The sequence below is a fragment of the Bradyrhizobium sp. 1 genome (assembly GCF_023073315.1).
Classification (GTDB): Bacteria; Pseudomonadota; Alphaproteobacteria; order Rhizobiales; family Xanthobacteraceae; genus Bradyrhizobium.
In genome coordinates, this window is sequence record NZ_JADPJH010000028.1 from 331,659 (window position 1) to 345,770 (window position 14,112).

15 protein-coding genes are annotated in these 14,112 nt (G+C 63.9%); 10 read left to right on the forward strand and 5 right to left on the reverse strand.

Going from position 1 to position 14,112, the window contains the following annotated elements:
- Positions 1-85 precede the first annotated feature (85 nt).
- From IVB29_RS24025 to IVB29_RS24035, 3 genes are read left to right on the forward strand one after another with little or no spacing between them, the layout of a single operon-like run.
- The gene (locus IVB29_RS24025) at positions 86-538 is read left to right on the forward strand and encodes a (2Fe-2S)-binding protein (RefSeq protein ID WP_014493612.1); all 453 of its coding nucleotides are present in this window, start codon (positions 86-88) and stop codon (positions 536-538) included.
- A gap of 1 nt (position 539) precedes the next feature.
- Complete coding sequence (locus tag IVB29_RS24030; protein WP_247505874.1) at positions 540-2,852, forward strand: molybdopterin cofactor-binding domain-containing protein; 2,313 nt, start codon at positions 540-542, stop codon at positions 2,850-2,852.
- A 55-nt stretch (positions 2,853-2,907) separates the two neighbouring features.
- Complete coding sequence (locus IVB29_RS24035) at positions 2,908-3,165, forward strand: hypothetical protein (RefSeq protein ID WP_247505875.1); 258 nt, start codon at positions 2,908-2,910, stop codon at positions 3,163-3,165.
- Between the two features lie 261 nt (positions 3,166-3,426).
- Here IVB29_RS24035 and IVB29_RS24040 read toward each other — a convergent pair whose 3' ends face one another.
- From IVB29_RS24040 to IVB29_RS24055, 4 genes are all read right to left on the reverse strand, one after another.
- The gene (locus IVB29_RS24040; RefSeq protein ID WP_247505941.1) at positions 3,427-5,154 is read right to left on the reverse strand and encodes a methanol/ethanol family PQQ-dependent dehydrogenase; all 1,728 of its coding nucleotides are present in this window, start codon (positions 5,152-5,154) and stop codon (positions 3,427-3,429) included.
- A gap of 141 nt (positions 5,155-5,295) precedes the next feature.
- Positions 5,296-5,952, reverse strand: a complete 657-nt coding sequence (locus tag IVB29_RS24045; RefSeq protein WP_247505876.1) for a Rieske (2Fe-2S) protein — start codon at positions 5,950-5,952, stop codon at positions 5,296-5,298.
- 259 nt (positions 5,953-6,211) lie between these two features.
- The gene (locus tag IVB29_RS24050) at positions 6,212-6,676 is read right to left on the reverse strand and encodes a group III truncated hemoglobin (protein ID WP_247505877.1); all 465 of its coding nucleotides are present in this window, start codon (positions 6,674-6,676) and stop codon (positions 6,212-6,214) included.
- 139 nt (positions 6,677-6,815) lie between these two features.
- Positions 6,816-7,667 (reverse strand): 3-hydroxybutyryl-CoA dehydrogenase, encoded by an 852-nt coding sequence (locus IVB29_RS24055; RefSeq protein WP_247505878.1) that lies wholly within the window; start codon positions 7,665-7,667, stop codon positions 6,816-6,818.
- A 401-nt stretch (positions 7,668-8,068) separates the two neighbouring features.
- Between IVB29_RS24055 and pstS the strand changes: the two genes are divergently transcribed.
- The 6 genes from pstS (at position 8,069) to IVB29_RS24085 (ending at position 12,037) form a co-directional block, all read left to right on the forward strand.
- On the forward strand, positions 8,069-9,124 hold the full coding sequence (gene pstS / locus IVB29_RS24060) for a phosphate ABC transporter substrate-binding protein PstS (RefSeq protein ID WP_247505879.1): 1,056 nt from the start codon (positions 8,069-8,071) through the stop codon (positions 9,122-9,124).
- 87 nt (positions 9,125-9,211) lie between these two features.
- A complete protein-coding gene (locus tag IVB29_RS24065; protein ID WP_247505880.1) occupies positions 9,212-9,556 on the forward strand; it encodes a metalloregulator ArsR/SmtB family transcription factor in 345 nt (114 codons plus the stop codon).
- An 11-nt stretch (positions 9,557-9,567) separates the two neighbouring features.
- Positions 9,568-10,047 (forward strand): ArsI/CadI family heavy metal resistance metalloenzyme, encoded by a 480-nt coding sequence (locus tag IVB29_RS24070; protein ID WP_247505881.1) that lies wholly within the window; start codon positions 9,568-9,570, stop codon positions 10,045-10,047.
- An 11-nt stretch (positions 10,048-10,058) separates the two neighbouring features.
- Complete coding sequence (arsC, locus tag IVB29_RS24075) at positions 10,059-10,469, forward strand: arsenate reductase (glutaredoxin) (RefSeq protein ID WP_247505882.1); 411 nt, start codon at positions 10,059-10,061, stop codon at positions 10,467-10,469.
- Positions 10,469-11,173: an MIP/aquaporin family protein gene (locus IVB29_RS24080; protein ID WP_247505883.1), complete on the forward strand. Its 705-nt coding sequence runs from the start codon at positions 10,469-10,471 to the stop codon at positions 11,171-11,173. The genes arsC and IVB29_RS24080 overlap by 1 nt, the downstream gene beginning before the upstream one ends.
- A gap of 165 nt (positions 11,174-11,338) precedes the next feature.
- On the forward strand, positions 11,339-12,037 hold the full coding sequence (locus tag IVB29_RS24085; protein WP_247505884.1) for an ABC transporter permease: 699 nt from the start codon (positions 11,339-11,341) through the stop codon (positions 12,035-12,037).
- On the opposite strand, the gene IVB29_RS24090 is transcribed toward IVB29_RS24085, so the two are convergent.
- A complete protein-coding gene (locus tag IVB29_RS24090; protein ID WP_247505885.1) occupies positions 12,011-12,820 on the reverse strand; it encodes a substrate-binding domain-containing protein in 810 nt (269 codons plus the stop codon). The genes IVB29_RS24085 and IVB29_RS24090 overlap by 27 nt on opposite strands.
- Positions 12,821-13,047: 227 nt before the next feature.
- Here IVB29_RS24090 and IVB29_RS24095 point away from each other — a divergent pair, with 227 nt between their 5' ends.
- On the forward strand, positions 13,048-14,052 hold the full coding sequence (locus IVB29_RS24095; RefSeq protein ID WP_247505942.1) for a hypothetical protein: 1,005 nt from the start codon (positions 13,048-13,050) through the stop codon (positions 14,050-14,052).
- Positions 14,053-14,112 lie beyond the last annotated feature (60 nt).

A 14,112-nucleotide genomic window follows, 5' to 3' on the forward strand; every position in this document is an offset into this window, starting at 1 on the left:
AGGACGTGGCGGAACGACGCACGAGCCACCGCCGACCCTGTCGGCGAACTTGAATCCAGATGCTTATGAAGAGCGAGGGACGATCATGATCAAGGTGAAGATCAACGGCCAGGAACAGAGCTGGGACGGCGACCCGGATCTCCCGCTACTCTGGTTCCTGCGTGACGAGGCCGGGCTCACCGGCACCAAGTTCGGTTGCGGCCAGGCCCTGTGCGGCGCCTGCACCGTCATCGTCGACAAGGAAGCGGTGCGCTCCTGCATCACGTCGATCAACGACGTCGCCGGCCGCGAGGTCACCACCATCGAGGGACTGCATCCGAACGGCGATCACCCGGTGCAGAAGGCCTGGCGCCAGGTCAACGTCCCCCAATGCGGCTTCTGCCAGGCCGGCCAGATCATGCAGGCCGCAGCGCTGCTGATGGAGAATCCAAAGCCGTCACACGACCAGATCCGCGAGGCGATGGCCGGCAACATCTGCCGCTGCGGCTGCTACCAGCGCATCGAGAACGCAGTCCATCTCGCATCGACGGGAGTGTGACATGAATTTCATCGACAAGCCTGCAAAGCTTCGTGGCTTCGAAAAGAGCATCCGAGTCGAGAAGGTCTCGCGCCGCAGCATCCTGAAGGGGCTCGGCGTGACCGGCGGATTCGTGCTCGCCGCACCCGTGATGTCGCGCCAGGCGTTTGCCTATGAGACCGGCGCCGGCAAGATGCCGCATGGCGTCGTGGTCGATCCGCGCGTGTTCGTCGCGGTCGCGCCCGACGGCACCGTCACCATCCTCGCCCACCGCGCCGAGATGGGCACCGGCGTGCGCACCAGCCTGCCGCTGATCGTCGCCGAGGAAATGGAAGCCGATTGGTCCAGGGTCAAGGTGCAACAGGCCCATGGCGACGAGGTCAAGTTCGGCAATCAGGACACCGACGGCTCGCGCAGCACGCGACATTATCTGATCCCGATGCGCCAGATCGGCGCCTCCGCCCGCGCCATGCTGGAGCAGGCCGCAGCCAAGCGCTGGGGCGTACCGGCGACTGAAGTGAAGGCCGTCAATCACGAGGTCGTTCACAGCGCCAGCGGACGCAAGCTCGGCTTCGGCGAGCTCGCGGCCGATGCCGCCAAGGAATCGGTGCCGAGCGTTGAAGGCCTCAAGCTGAAGGACCCCAAGGACTTCCGCTATCTGACCAAGGGCCAGGTCAGCATCGTCGATCTCCACGACATCACCACCGGCAAGGCGCGTTACGGCGCCGATGTGCGTCTGCCCGGCATGAAGTACGCTGTGATCGCGCGGCCGCCTGTGACCGGCGGCAAGCTGGTCAAGTTCGACCCGGACGCGGCACTGAAGATTCCCGGCGTCGAGAAGGTGATGCAGGTGCGCGGCTGGCCGTGGCCGTCGAAATTCCAGCCGCTCGGCGGCGTCGCGGTGATCGCGCGCAACACCGGCGCGGCGATCAAGGGCCGCGACGCGCTGAAGCTGACCTGGGACGACGGCGCCAACGGCAAATACGACTCCGTCGCCTATCGCAAGGAGCTCGAGGAAGCCTCGCGCAAGCCGGGCCTCGTCGTGCGTCAGGAGGGCGATGCGGACGCCGCGCTCAAGACTGCCGACAAGGTCATCGTCGGCGAATACTACCTGCCGCACCTTGCCCATGTCAGCATGGAGCCGCCGGTGGCGGTCGCCGACGTCAAGGGCGACAAGGCGGAAATCTGGGCGCCGGTGCAGAGCCCCGGCGGCACCCGCGAGGACGTCGCCAAGACGCTCGGCATTCCCGAGGGCAATGTCACCGTCAACGTGACGCTGCTCGGCGGTGGCTTTGGCCGCAAGTCGAAATGCGATTTTGCGCTCGAGGCCGCGCTGCTGTCGAAGGAGCTCGGCGCGCCCGTCAAGGTGCAATGGACGCGGGAGGACGACCTCCACCACGACTTCCTGCACACCGTCTCGGTGGAACGCATCGAGGCGGGGCTCGACAAGAGCGGCAAGGTGATCGCCTGGCGCCACCGTAGCGTGGCACCGACGATCGCCTCAACCTTCGCCGCCGGCGCAAAGCATGCGGCACCGTTCGAGCTCGGCATGGGCCTCGTCGACATGCCGTTCGAGATCGCCAACATCTCCTGCGAGAACCCGGAAGCTGCGGCATTCACCCGCATCGGCTGGTTCCGTTCGGTCTCGAACATCCCTCGCGCCTTCGCAGTGCAGTCCATGGTCGGCGAGATCGCAGCTGCGACCGGCCGCGACCAGAAGGAGACGCTGCTCGCGCTGATCGGCAGCCCGCGGATCGTCAAGCCCGCCGTGAAGGACATGTGGAACTACGGCGAGCCCTTCGACAGCTACCCAATCGATACCGCGCGCCTGCGCAAGGTGGTCGAGCTGGTCGCCGAGAAGGGCGAATGGGGCCGGACGGTCGCCAAAGGCCACGGTCTCGGCATCGCCGTGCACCGCAGCTTCGTCAGCTACATCGCGACCATCGTCGAGGTCGCCGTCGACGACAAGGGCAAGCTGACGGTGCCGCGGGTCGACACCGCCATCGACTGCGGCACCTATGTCAACCCCGAACGCATCGCCTCGCAGATCGAGGGCGCGGCGATCATGGGGCTGAGCCTCGCCAAATATGGCGCGGTTACCTTCAAGGACGGCAAGGTGGAGCAGAAGAACTTTGACGACTTCCAGGTCATCAGGATGGATGAATCGCCTGGGATCACAAACGTCTACATCGTGCCCCCCGCACCCGACACGCCGCCGAGCGGTGTCGGCGAGCCCGGCGTTCCGCCGTTCGCGCCGGCGCTGATGAATGCGATCTTTGCTGCGACAGGAAAACGCATCCGCAACCTGCCGCTCGGCAAGCAATTGGAGGCGTAGCGCGGAACAGAAGACGGCCTCGCGCCGTTTGCATCGATCTGACAGGAGCAGATCGATGACCCATATTTCAAAGGCGCTCGCAGGTTCGCTGTCGGGCGCCTTTCTTTTGACGACCACCTGCGCGTTCGCCCAGAGCAGCACGACACCGCCGACCACCGCGACGCGCCCCAGCACGCCGGATCAGAACTCCCTGCCCAATGCCAACGCCCCTCCCCCCTCCACCAGCCAGACGACAGGGCAGCACAATCCCGATCCCAAGATTCGTGAGATGAACCAGAAGGAAAAGGACAAGGTCGAGCGCGAAGGAAAGTAGTGCCTTGGCGTTTGCGCATTGATGTGCCCTCTCCCCTTGTGGGAGAGGGCAGCACCGCTGCATGACACGAACTCGCTTGGGTGAGGGTCTGTCTCCACGAGACTCTCGCATTGTTGTTTGCGGATAGAACCCCTCATCCGGCGCTTCGCGCCACCTTCTCCCACAGGGGGAGAAGGCAAGAGGCGCGCAAAATGCGGCGGACGTTGCCGTCCGCCGCATTTGCCCCCTCTCGCTCCGCTACTTTCGATCCGCCCGCGGAGCTTATTTCTTCAGCGCGAACACCCAGACGACGCCGCCCTGCGGCACGTTGGCCTCGATGCCGATATTGTTGGTGACGAGAGCATCCTGGATGCGTTGCGCATCCACGCCCCAGCCCGACTGGATCGCGATGTACTGGGTGCCGTCGACCTCATAGGACACCGGCATGCCCATGATGCCGGAGTTGGTCTTCTGCTCCCACAACAGCTCGCCGTTCTTGGCGTCGAAGGCGCGGAAGTTGCGGTCGTTGGTGCCGCCGGCGAAGATGAGGTCGCCCGCAGTCGCCGTCACCGAGCCGAACAGCTGCGATTTCGGGAAGTTGTGCTGCCACACCTTCTTGCCGGTGGCGGGATCCCAGGCCTGGAGCTCGCCGAAATGATCCGCGCCGGGCTTCGTCTTCAGGCCGATGTCTTCCGGCTTGGTGCCGAGCCAGAGCTCGCCGGGCTTGAGCGGAACCTTCTCGCCGGTGAATCCGCCGCAGAAGTTTTCGTTGGCGGGCACATAGACGAGGCCGGTCTTCTGGCTGTAGGCCGCCGACGGCCAGTCCTTGCCGCCCCACAGCGACGGACAGAACTCGACGCGCTTGCCGACGACCGGCTTGTGATCGGGATCGACGATCGGCCTGCCGCTCTCGGCATCGATGCCCTTCCAGACGTCGGTGGCAACGAACGGCCAGCCGGCGACGTAGTTGATCTTGGTCGGCGTGCGCTCGAGCACCCAGAAGATCGCGTCGCGCCCGGGATGGACCAGGCTCTTGATGCTGCGCCCGTCGCGCTGCAGGTCGATCAGCATCGGCGCCTCGACCTCGTCCCAATCCCAGGAATCGTTCTGGTGGTACTGGTGATAGGTCTTGATCTTGCCGTTGCTGGGATCAAGCGCGAGCACCGATGAGGTGTAGAGATTGTCGCCGGGATGCATCTCGCCAGGCCATGGTGCGGCATTGCCGACGCCCCAATAGACGGTCTTGGTGTCCTTGTCGTAATTGCCGGTCATCCAGGCCGAGCCGCCGCCGTTCTTCCAGTCGTCACCCTGCCAGGTGTCATGGCCGGGCTCGCCTTCGCCGGGAATGGTGTAGGTCCGCCATAGCTCCTTGCCGTCCTTGGCGTCATAGGCAGCGACATAGCCACGTACGCCGAACTCGCCGCCCGAACCGCCGACGATGACCTTGCCCTCGACGATCAGCGGCATCAGGGTCATGTACTGACCCTTCTTGTAGTCTTGCACCTTGGTGTCCCACACCACCTTGCCGGTTTTGGCGTCGAGCGCGACGACATGATCGTCGGTGGTGGCGAGATAGAGCTTGTCCTCCCAGAGGCCGACGCCGCGGCTGGTCGGATGCAACTGGAATAGATCGTCCGGGAGCTGCCGCTTGTAGCGCCAGTATTCATCGCCGGTTTTCGCGTTGATCGCGATCACCTGCCCCATCGGGGTCGCTACGAACATCACGCCGTTGTTGACGATCGGCGGAGCCTCGTGGCCCTCGACGACGCCGGTGGCGAAGGTCCAGACCGGCGTGAGATTCTTGACGTTGGCAGCGGTAATCTGGTCGAGCGGGCTATAGCCCTGCCCGTCATAGGTGCGCCGGTAGAGCATCCAGTTGCCGGGTTCCGGATTCTCCAGGCGTTGCTGGGTGACGGGCGCGTAGTTCTCGATCGGGCCGGCGATCGCTGCGGTCGCGGCAAGACAGGTGAAGGCGACGAAGCCGGACAGGTACCATTGCTTCCTGGTCATGGACGTCTTCTTGGACGTTTTCATGGACGTTCCCCTTTTTCATCCGTTTGAATTCTTGTTGTGAATTCTTGTCGTTCGTCCCGTCGTCCGCCCCTCGGCGGATGCGGCCTCTCGTGACGCGGGCACATCCCGCACCGTCCATCATCCCGGCTGCACGCCACCTACCTTTCCAATGAAGTTGCCGGCGACGCTGAGCGAGGTGTCAGCGAGCACAAGCGGCAGCGCAGCGAGCCGCCGCGGCGCCGGCCCGAACACGACCTGCGCGCCCGCGCGGGGATCGTATTCGGAGTTGTGGCACATGCACTTGAACACCTCCTTGTCGCCGACATCGCTCTTCACCCAGGCGGTGACCGGACAGCCGGCATGCGAGCAGATCGCCGAATAAGCGAGGATGCCATCAACGGCGCGAGCTTTGGTTTGTTCGTCGAGCTCGGCGGGGTCGAGGCGGATGATCAGGATCTCGTTGAGCCGCGAGGCGCTGCGCACAACCGATGTCTTGGGATCTTTCGGCCAGGCATGCACCGGCGGTCCACCGCTCGGGATATCCGCAGACGTGATGAGCTTTCCTTCCTGCTCGCCTTCGGAGAAGACGAGCAGATCGCCCTTCTGCGGTCGCTCGTCGGAACCGGGCGGATCCTCGCCGGCGCGCGCCTGTGTGGAACAACCGAGACAGGCCGTGGTGGCGAGCGCACCGAGCAGCAGCGTTCGCCGCGTCTGCTCCATGCCCGCGTCAACTTCAGGCGCCGCAATACTCTCGGACGATAAGGATGAATTGATATTGAAGGGTGCGCGCGACATGCCGCTAGCAGGCGCTGGAACTCTGCCGAAAACAAGGCGGAGAATTGGCGCCGCAGCGCATCAATATGTCTTTGCTCGCTTTGATTGAACGGGAATGAACGCATTCAAGCGCGTTTTCGCGAAATCTACGTCGAACCGCGCGAACGGCATGATGATTTTGCAGATCAGACCGATGATGCTGGAATTGGTGCAACGCGCTATCACGCGAGGAGCTTGCACGTTTCTCAGACAGGCATTTTGTAAGCAGGCATCTTGTATGTCACGACCTGAGCACGTGACGCGGTGAAGCGATCCGGCCTGCAACAGTCGCCGATGCCATCTCAAAACTGTCGGCGATGCGACGCGCCTTGTCGATGAAGAGCGCGGCCGCCGCCGGCGGACAGACTTCGCGCGCGGTCTGCTCGAACAAATCAAGCCAGCGGTCGAAATGATCGCCCACGAGGCTCAGCGGCACATGTGCGCGCATCGGTGAGCCGTGATAGCGGCCGCTCATCAGGACGACCGACGACCAGAAATCCGTGAGCTTGGCGAGATGCTCGTCCCAATTCTGCACGACCGCGAACACCGGACCGAGCAGCGCGTCCTCGCGCACGCGTCCATAGAAGCGCGTGACGAGTTCCCCGATCATCTCTTCGGTGATCCCGGTGCGCGCGATGGCATCCTCGGTCAGCAGGTTCCGCCGCGCGACCGCAGCTTCCCGCTCGGCCTTCAGTCGATCCGACATATCCTTCGTTTTCCGTTCAATTGTTCCCGCGGGGGCCGCCCGTTCGACATTGTCGGGCCAATTGCGCGCGGCGTCTTTGTCGCAGCGCAAATTGCGGGATCGAGCGGCGGAAGCTGAGCATCCGCCGCCAACGCCATGATCAGGCGCCGTAAGCGTAAAATCCCTGCCCGGTTTTGCGGCCAAGGTGGCCGGCATCGACCATTTCCCTGAGCAAGGGGGCCGGACGGTATTTAGGGTCGTTGAAGCCCTTGTAGAAGACCTCCATCACCGACAGCATGGTGTCGAGGCCGACGAGGTCGGCCAGCGCCAGCGGCCCGATCGGATGGTTGCAGCCGAGCTTCATGCCGGCATCGATCTCTTCCGCCGTCGCGATGCCTTCCTGGAGCGCGAAGATCGCCTCGTTGATCATCGGGCAGAGGATACGGTTGACGGCGAAGCCCGGACTGTTCTTGGCGGTGATCGCCACCTTGCCGATGCGCTGGGCGAAATCGAGTGCCTTGGCATGGGTGTCGTCGGAGGTCTGCAAGCCGCGAATGAGCTCGAGCAGCGCCATCACCGGCACCGGGTTGAAGAAGTGCATGCCGATGAAACGATCGGGGCGATCGGTTGCAGCGGCAAGCTTGGTGATCGAGATCGACGAGGTGTTGGTCGCGAGCAGTGTGCGCGGCGACAGCGTCGCGCAGAGATCCTTCAGGATCCTGACCTTCAGCTCCTCGTTCTCGGTGGCGGCCTCGATGACGAGGTCGCAGTCGACGAGCTTCGCGCGGTCGGTCGTGCCGGTGATGCGCTTGAGCGTAGCATCGCGATCGGCCGCCGACATCTTCTCTTTCTTGACCAGACGCTCGAGGCTGCCGCCAACGGTGGCGACACCGCGGCTCACGGCCGCATCGGAGATGTCGACCATCACGACCGAAAGCCCGGCCGCCGCACAGATCTGCGCGATGCCGTTCCCCATGGTCCCTGCCCCGATGATGCCAACGGTCTGGATCATTGCCTCGTATCCTTCATCCTTGCGGGCGTGCCATACCGGCCCCGCCCCATTGTTCCTGCATCAGGGTCTAGCACCGCCCAAGGGTCGGTGCGACCTGATCCTGCTCCTTCCATAAAGCATCCAAGGCGGGAATAAAGCCGCCATTCGGTCGCGAAACGGGACGATTCGGCGGCTTGGCAGGCGGCTTCCCCCCGAATATGCGCCTGCTCCTGCCCCGCTGCCTGGCGACGGAAGAGCGGCTGATACGGGTGCCTTCGGCCCCTCGATCTCCACCAAACAGACGATGCCGTACTCGTCACGGCGTGGTCAAATTGATGCGCAATGGCCAGTGCGAATGCTTCGCGAGGCTATTGTGACATAGACCACATCGGCTTCATGCCCCAGCTGTTAGCGTCGTGCACATGAACAAACATATTGCGCTCCCAATCATCCTCACCGCTCTGCTCGTCGCCACGCCAAGCCTGGCGGCCGAGACCAAAGGAGCCGGCTCAACCTTCGTTTCGCCCGTGATGGCGAAATGGATCGACGCCTACAAGACGAAGACCGGAAACGTCGTCAGCTACCAAGCCGTCGGCTCGAGCATCGGCGTCGGCCTGATCAAGAAGGAAGCGGTCGACTTCGGCGCAAGCGACATGCCGCTCGATCCCAAGGAGCTGGACAGGCTCGGCATGATGCAATTCCCGATCGTGATCGGTGGCGTCGTGCCCGTGGTCAATATCGACGGCGTCAGGCCCGGCCAAATTCGCTTCACCGGGCCCATGCTCGCCGACATCTATCTCGGCAAGCTGAAATCCTGGAACGATCCGGCCATTCGCGCGATCAACCCCGACATCAAGCTGCCGAACACGCCCATCACCGTGGTTCACCGCATCGACGGCTCCGGCACGACATTCAACTGGTCGAACTACCTCGCGAAGGTCAGCCCGCAATGGAAGACGAGCGTCGGCGAAGGCACCTCGGTCGAGTGGCCGCTTGGTCTCGGCGGCAAGGGCAATGATGGCGTCGCCTCGCTCGTCAGTCTCGTTCCCGGCTCGATCGGCTATCTCGAATACACCTACGCGCTGCAACGGCTGGATCGAATCTCGTTTGGCGTGGTGCAGAACAGCGCCGGCAATTTCGTCGTCCCCGATGCCGCCTCGTTCCAGGCAGCGGCCGCGAGCGCGGACTGGAAGGCCGAGAAGGATTTTCATCTCGTGCTCACCAATGCACCCGGCGAAGACGCCTACCCGATCACGGCCACGACCTTCGTGCTGATGCCGAAGACGCCGAAATCTCAGGAACGATCGGCCGCCGCCATCGACTTCGTGCGCTGGTCGCTGGAGAGCGGAAAGCCGCAGGCCGAAACGCTCAACTACGTGCCGCTGCCGGCCGCCCTGGTCGACCAGATCGAACGCTACTGGCAGCAGAGCATCGAGGCGGCGCCAACGGTCGCGGCATCGGCGAGCGTCAAGCGCTGACCTGGCCAAGAGCGACCGTCATATCGAGATTGGGGGAGCCCCCAATCTCGATTGACAGCGGGCTAATATTTCCATAATCGTTGAAATATGGAAAAGATAGAAGCCGTCACGGCGCTCGCCGCGCTGGCCCAGGACAACCGTCTCGACGTTTTCCGCCTGCTGGTGCAGGCCGGCCCCGAGGGCATGGCCGCCGGCGCGGTCGCGGAGGCGCTGGATCTCGCGCCCAACACGCTGACGTTCCACTTCGACCGGCTGCGGATGGCCGGGCTCGCCACCGTCCGGCGCGAGGGGCGCTCGATGATCTATGCCGCGCGGTTCGAGACGATGAACGCGCTCGTCGGTTTCCTGACCGAGAATTGCTGTGGCGGAACGTCGTGCGCTCCTGCGACGCCCTCGAAACCCGCGCGCAAGCGCAGCAAAGTGCCAGCCTGAAAGGACAGACCATGAAGCGCCTGCACGTTCACGTGTCCGTCGAGGATCTCTCCCACTCGATCGGGTTCTATTCCGCCTTGTTTGCGAGCGAGCCTTCGGTCGTGAAATTCGACTATGCCAAATGGATGCTCGAAGACCCGCGCGTGAATTTTGCCATCTCGACGCGCGGACGCGCAGCCGGCCTCGACCATCTCGGCATTCAGGTCGAGACCGGCGAGGAGCTGCAACAGGTTTATGCGCGGCTGCGCCAGGCCGGCGGCAATGTCATCGAGCAAGGGCAGACCAGCTGCTGCTATGCGAAGTCGGAAAAATCCTGGATCGACGATCCCGCCGGCATCGCCTGGGAAACTTTTTACACCACGGGCGAGAGCACGGACTACGGCGACGGCAGCGGCGAGAACGGGGCGCGTGTCGCGCACGATAAGCAAGAGACCCAATCGGCCTGCTGCGCGCCGCAAGCGGCGACAACCGCCTCGCGGGCCTGTTGCTGAGCACCCGGACTATGGACACGATCATCTACCACAATCCCGATTGCGGCACGTCGCGCAACACGCTTGCGATGATCCGGAATGCCGGCATCGAGCCACACGTGATCGAATATCTGAAGACGCCACCGTCGCGGGCGCTGCTGCAGCAGTTGATCGCGCGCATGGGGATTTCGGTGCGCGATGCGGTGCGTGAAACGGCGGCGCCCTACGCGGAGCTCGGACTCGACAACCCTGATCTGACCGACGATCAGCTGCTCGACACGATGATGGCCTATCCGATCCTGATCAACCGGCCGATCGTGGTCACACCGAAAGGCGTCAAACTCTGCCGCCCCTCCGAGCTCGTGCTCGATCTGCTGCCGATGCAGCAGGGCGAATTCGTCAAGGAGGACGGCGAGCGCGTGCGGCTGGGTCGGGGCGCCTGATGCCGCGCCTTGCGCAGCGCGCCTTCGCGGAGTGGCTGGGGACAGCATTCCTGCTTGCTGCCGTCGTCGGGTCGGGGATCATGGCGCAGAGGCTCTCCGGCGGAAACATCGCGCTGGCGCTGCTGTGCAACACGATCGCCACCGGCGCTATTCTCGTCGTGCTGATCCTGATGCTTGCCCCGATATCGGGGGCGCATTTCAATCCGGCCGTGACGCTGGCATTCGCCCTGCGCGGCGAAACCGCGTGGACGGATGCCGCGATCTACCTTGTTGCTCAGATCGCCGGCGCGATCGCAGGTGCAGGGATCGCGCATTTGATGTTCGAGCTTCCAGTCCTCCAGCTTTCGCTCACGGAACGTACCGGAGCTGGACAATGGCTCGCCGAGATCGTCGCCACCTTCGGCTTGCTGTCGACGATCCTTGGTGTCCGGCATCAGACGCCTGCCGCCGTTCCTTACGCCGTCGGCCTCTACATTACGTCAGCTTACTGGTTCACGTCGTCCACATCGTTCGCCAATCCCGCGGTCACCCTCGCCCGCTCTCTGTCCAATACGTTCTCGGGCATCGCTCCGCGCGACATCCCGGCCTTCATTGCCGCCCAATTCATCGGAGCCATTCTTGCAGTTCTGCTGGCGCGCTGGCTTTGGGGTGAGACCATGGAAAAGCAAATGGCCGCGCAGATCACGTCCGGGGAGCCTGTATAACACGGCATTGGCGCTCATTTTTAAGGATGAAACGCATTTCCAAATCGGTTGCTCCGGGTATTCTGTACGTGTCAAACGAGCCCCCAGAGACCGGTCCGTGAAGCGATTGCATAGCCTCGACCTCGACTATCCCGAGGCGTTCTGCCCGACACAGCAGCGTCCTGGATGAACGATTTTGCGCGCTCCTTCGGCGCCGCTTTCACGCTGATCGGCGGGGCCGATGCCGAGCTGCTCGGCATCGTGGCACTGTCGGTTGGTGTCAGCCTGACCGCAAGCATCGTCGCGCTGCTGATCGGTGCGCCAATCGGGGTGCTGCTCGCGATCACCCGCTTCCGGGGGCGGCAGGTCGTCATCGTGCTGACCAATGCGCTGCTCGGCCTTCCGCCGGTCGTGGTCGGGCTTGCGCTTTATCTGCTGCTGTCGCGATCTGGTCCGCTCGGCGCGGCCGGCCTGTTGTTCACGCCGACGGCCATGGTGATCGCTCAGACGCTGCTCGCCACGCCCATCGTGGTCGCTTTGGTGCACCGGCCGGCGAGCCTGCTGTGGGCGGAGTATGGCGACCTCGCGCGGATCGACGGATTGTCGGCCCTGCGCAGCATGGCGCTGCTGTTCGCGCTGGGACGAACCTCGCTGCTGACGGCCTTTCTGGCCGCGTTCGGGCGCGCCATCGCCGAGGTCGGCGCCATCATCATCGTCGGCGGCAACATCCGCGGCTTTACGCGCACGATGACGACGGCAATCGCGCTTGAAACCAGCAAGGGCGACCTGCCGCTGGCGCTCGGGCTCGGGCTGATCCTGCTCGCGCTCAGCGTCGCGGTGTCGACCGTCGCCTTCCTGCTAGTGGGACGCGTTGGGGAAAAATAGCTGCTCGCCGCCGACCTTGTAGCCGGCGATCGCATCCTGACCCTTCGGCGAGACCAGCCAGTCGATGAAGGCCTGCCCGTCCTTCGCCTTTATATTTGGATGCGTGGCCGGGTTCACCAGCATCACGCCGTACTGGTTGAACAGCCTTTTGTCGCCCTCGGTCAGGATGGCGAGCTCACCGCGGTTCCTGAACGACAGCCAGGTGCCGCGGTCGGACAGAAGGTAGGCGTTCGACGACGAGGCCATGTTCAGTGCAGGTCCCATACCCTGGCCGATCTCGCGATACCAGCCCTCCTTGCCGGCAGCGATATCGATGCCCGCCTCCTTCCACAATCTCAGCTCGGCCGCGTGCGTGCCGGACTTGTCGCCGCGCGAGATGAACGGCGCTTTTGCCGCCGCGATCTTGCGCAGCGCCTCCGCGACGTCCTTGCCGCCGGCGATCTTGGCGGGATCGCCTTTGGGACCAACGATGATGAAGTCGTTGTACATGACGTCGAAGCGTTTCACGCCCTGCCCCTCGGACATGAACTTGTCTTCGGCCGGCCTGTCATGCACGAACACCACATCGGCATCGCCGCGCCGTCCGATGTCGAGCGCCTGGCCGGTGCCGACGGCAACGACCTTCACCTCGATGCCTTCCGCCTTCGAGAACAGCGGCAAGAGGTAACCGAACAGGCCCGACTGCTCCGTCGACGTCGTCGAGGCCACGGTGATGGTGCGGTCTTGCGCGTATGCGCATGTCGACCAGAACAGAACCGCTGCAATGGCCGCGATCTTCTTCATGTATTGTCCTCACTCCCCGAATGATTCAAATTAGTCCAGGAAGGACGACGCTGGGAAGCCCGACGTTGGGCGCGCGCACGATGGTGTGCGGATGTTCTGCAATTGGTCCCACCTAGATTGACAGCGGTGTGACGGCCGGGGCAGTTTTTCATATTGCTGGCGAATCAGCGATAGCCCCACGCCGAGTACCTCTTGGACAACTCCCAGTGCTTTCGAGACTGATATCGTTGCTGCGCCGCATTCCTGCGGTGAAATGGGCGTTCACCCGGCTTCGGCCCCTGCCGCACGGCGGCGGCATCGACGACGCTGTGCGCGCGGCAGACGATTCAGATGCAATCGTCGCTGACACCGCGATCGCAACTCCCCTCGCCGAGGATGACGCCACGATCTCTGTCGTCGCGGAGAGCCCATCGGCCGCGCCAACCGATATCAGCTTCAGCGAAGCTCCATGCCGGGAGACGCCGGTAGAGATCGAGCCGGTCGTCGCGGAAGAGATTGCTGTCGCGCCGGTCGAGGTCGAGAACGAGCCTGTCGATACCACGGAGTCCGTCAGCAACGATCCGTCTGCGGAACTCTCGACGAGCGAAGAGCCCGCCGTCGCGGAGGAGATGCCGGCCGCACCGGTCGATATCGAAATCGCTCCGGTTGATGCCCCCGTTCTCGTCGTCGACGACGATCCCTCCTCCATCATCGTCCTGGATGTTGAAGCAGCCGTTGTGGACGATTCCTGCGTCGCGATAGAAATCGAGCCGGTCCCCGCCAACGATCCCGCCCCGGCCGCGGGGATCGCCGTGGAGGATTCCTCCGCCGACGCACCGAGCGTCGTCGCGGCTATCGCGCCGGAGCCGGTCATCGAATCTCCCGCTCCGAAGGTCCCCAGCGCGCCCAAGGTTCGTGCAAAAATCGTGGAACCTGCCGATCGCGCCACGCTGATCCGGCAGCGCTGGACGGAGACCGGGATCCGGATGTGGAATCCGCGGCTTCACGGCACCGGCGATGCCACGCTGAACATCCAGGGACGCATCGAGCTGCTGCCGCCCGAGCCCGGCGAGACGATGCCGCGTTACGACAAGCTCGAATTCAAGATGCTCGGCGGGCAGATCGTCTGCGAAGGCGTCATCGTCGAGGCGCCCGCGTCTGCGGGCCAACGCAGCTTCACCCGGCTCGCCGAGCCGCGCAACCCCGACCGGGTGCGCGAACCGGTGCGGGAACGCCAGGCCGCGCTCGCCTGACCCTTTTGTCTGCGGCAACGCGTCCCATATGCTAGGCTGATGTCCTGGATGTGGGAGACC

What these genes read in the sequence shown, in the direction of transcription:
- IVB29_RS24085 (WP_247505884.1), top strand. Translation starts at nt 11,339, where the DNA reads ATGAACGATTTTGCGCGCTCCTTCGGCGCCGCTTTCACGCTGATCGGC.
- IVB29_RS24045 (WP_247505876.1), bottom strand. Translation starts at nt 5,952, where the DNA reads ATGTCGCGCGCACCCTTCAATATCAATTCATCCTTATCGTCCGAGAGT.
- IVB29_RS24065 (WP_247505880.1), top strand. Translation starts at nt 9,212, where the DNA reads ATGGAAAAGATAGAAGCCGTCACGGCGCTCGCCGCGCTGGCCCAGGAC.
- IVB29_RS24050 (WP_247505877.1), bottom strand. Translation starts at nt 6,676, where the DNA reads ATGTCGGATCGACTGAAGGCCGAGCGGGAAGCTGCGGTCGCGCGGCGG.
- IVB29_RS24080 (WP_247505883.1), top strand. Translation starts at nt 10,469, where the DNA reads ATGCCGCGCCTTGCGCAGCGCGCCTTCGCGGAGTGGCTGGGGACAGCA.
- IVB29_RS24030 (WP_247505874.1), top strand. Translation starts at nt 540, where the DNA reads ATGAATTTCATCGACAAGCCTGCAAAGCTTCGTGGCTTCGAAAAGAGC.
- IVB29_RS24055 (WP_247505878.1), bottom strand. Translation starts at nt 7,667, where the DNA reads ATGATCCAGACCGTTGGCATCATCGGGGCAGGGACCATGGGGAACGGC.
- IVB29_RS24035 (WP_247505875.1), top strand. Translation starts at nt 2,908, where the DNA reads ATGACCCATATTTCAAAGGCGCTCGCAGGTTCGCTGTCGGGCGCCTTT.
- IVB29_RS24070 (WP_247505881.1), top strand. Translation starts at nt 9,568, where the DNA reads ATGAAGCGCCTGCACGTTCACGTGTCCGTCGAGGATCTCTCCCACTCG.
- IVB29_RS24040 (WP_247505941.1), bottom strand. Translation starts at nt 5,154, where the DNA reads ATGACCAGGAAGCAATGGTACCTGTCCGGCTTCGTCGCCTTCACCTGT.
- IVB29_RS24025 (WP_014493612.1), top strand. Translation starts at nt 86, where the DNA reads ATGATCAAGGTGAAGATCAACGGCCAGGAACAGAGCTGGGACGGCGAC.
- pstS (WP_247505879.1), top strand. Translation starts at nt 8,069, where the DNA reads ATGAACAAACATATTGCGCTCCCAATCATCCTCACCGCTCTGCTCGTC.
- arsC (WP_247505882.1), top strand. Translation starts at nt 10,059, where the DNA reads ATGGACACGATCATCTACCACAATCCCGATTGCGGCACGTCGCGCAAC.
- IVB29_RS24090 (WP_247505885.1), bottom strand. Translation starts at nt 12,820, where the DNA reads ATGAAGAAGATCGCGGCCATTGCAGCGGTTCTGTTCTGGTCGACATGC.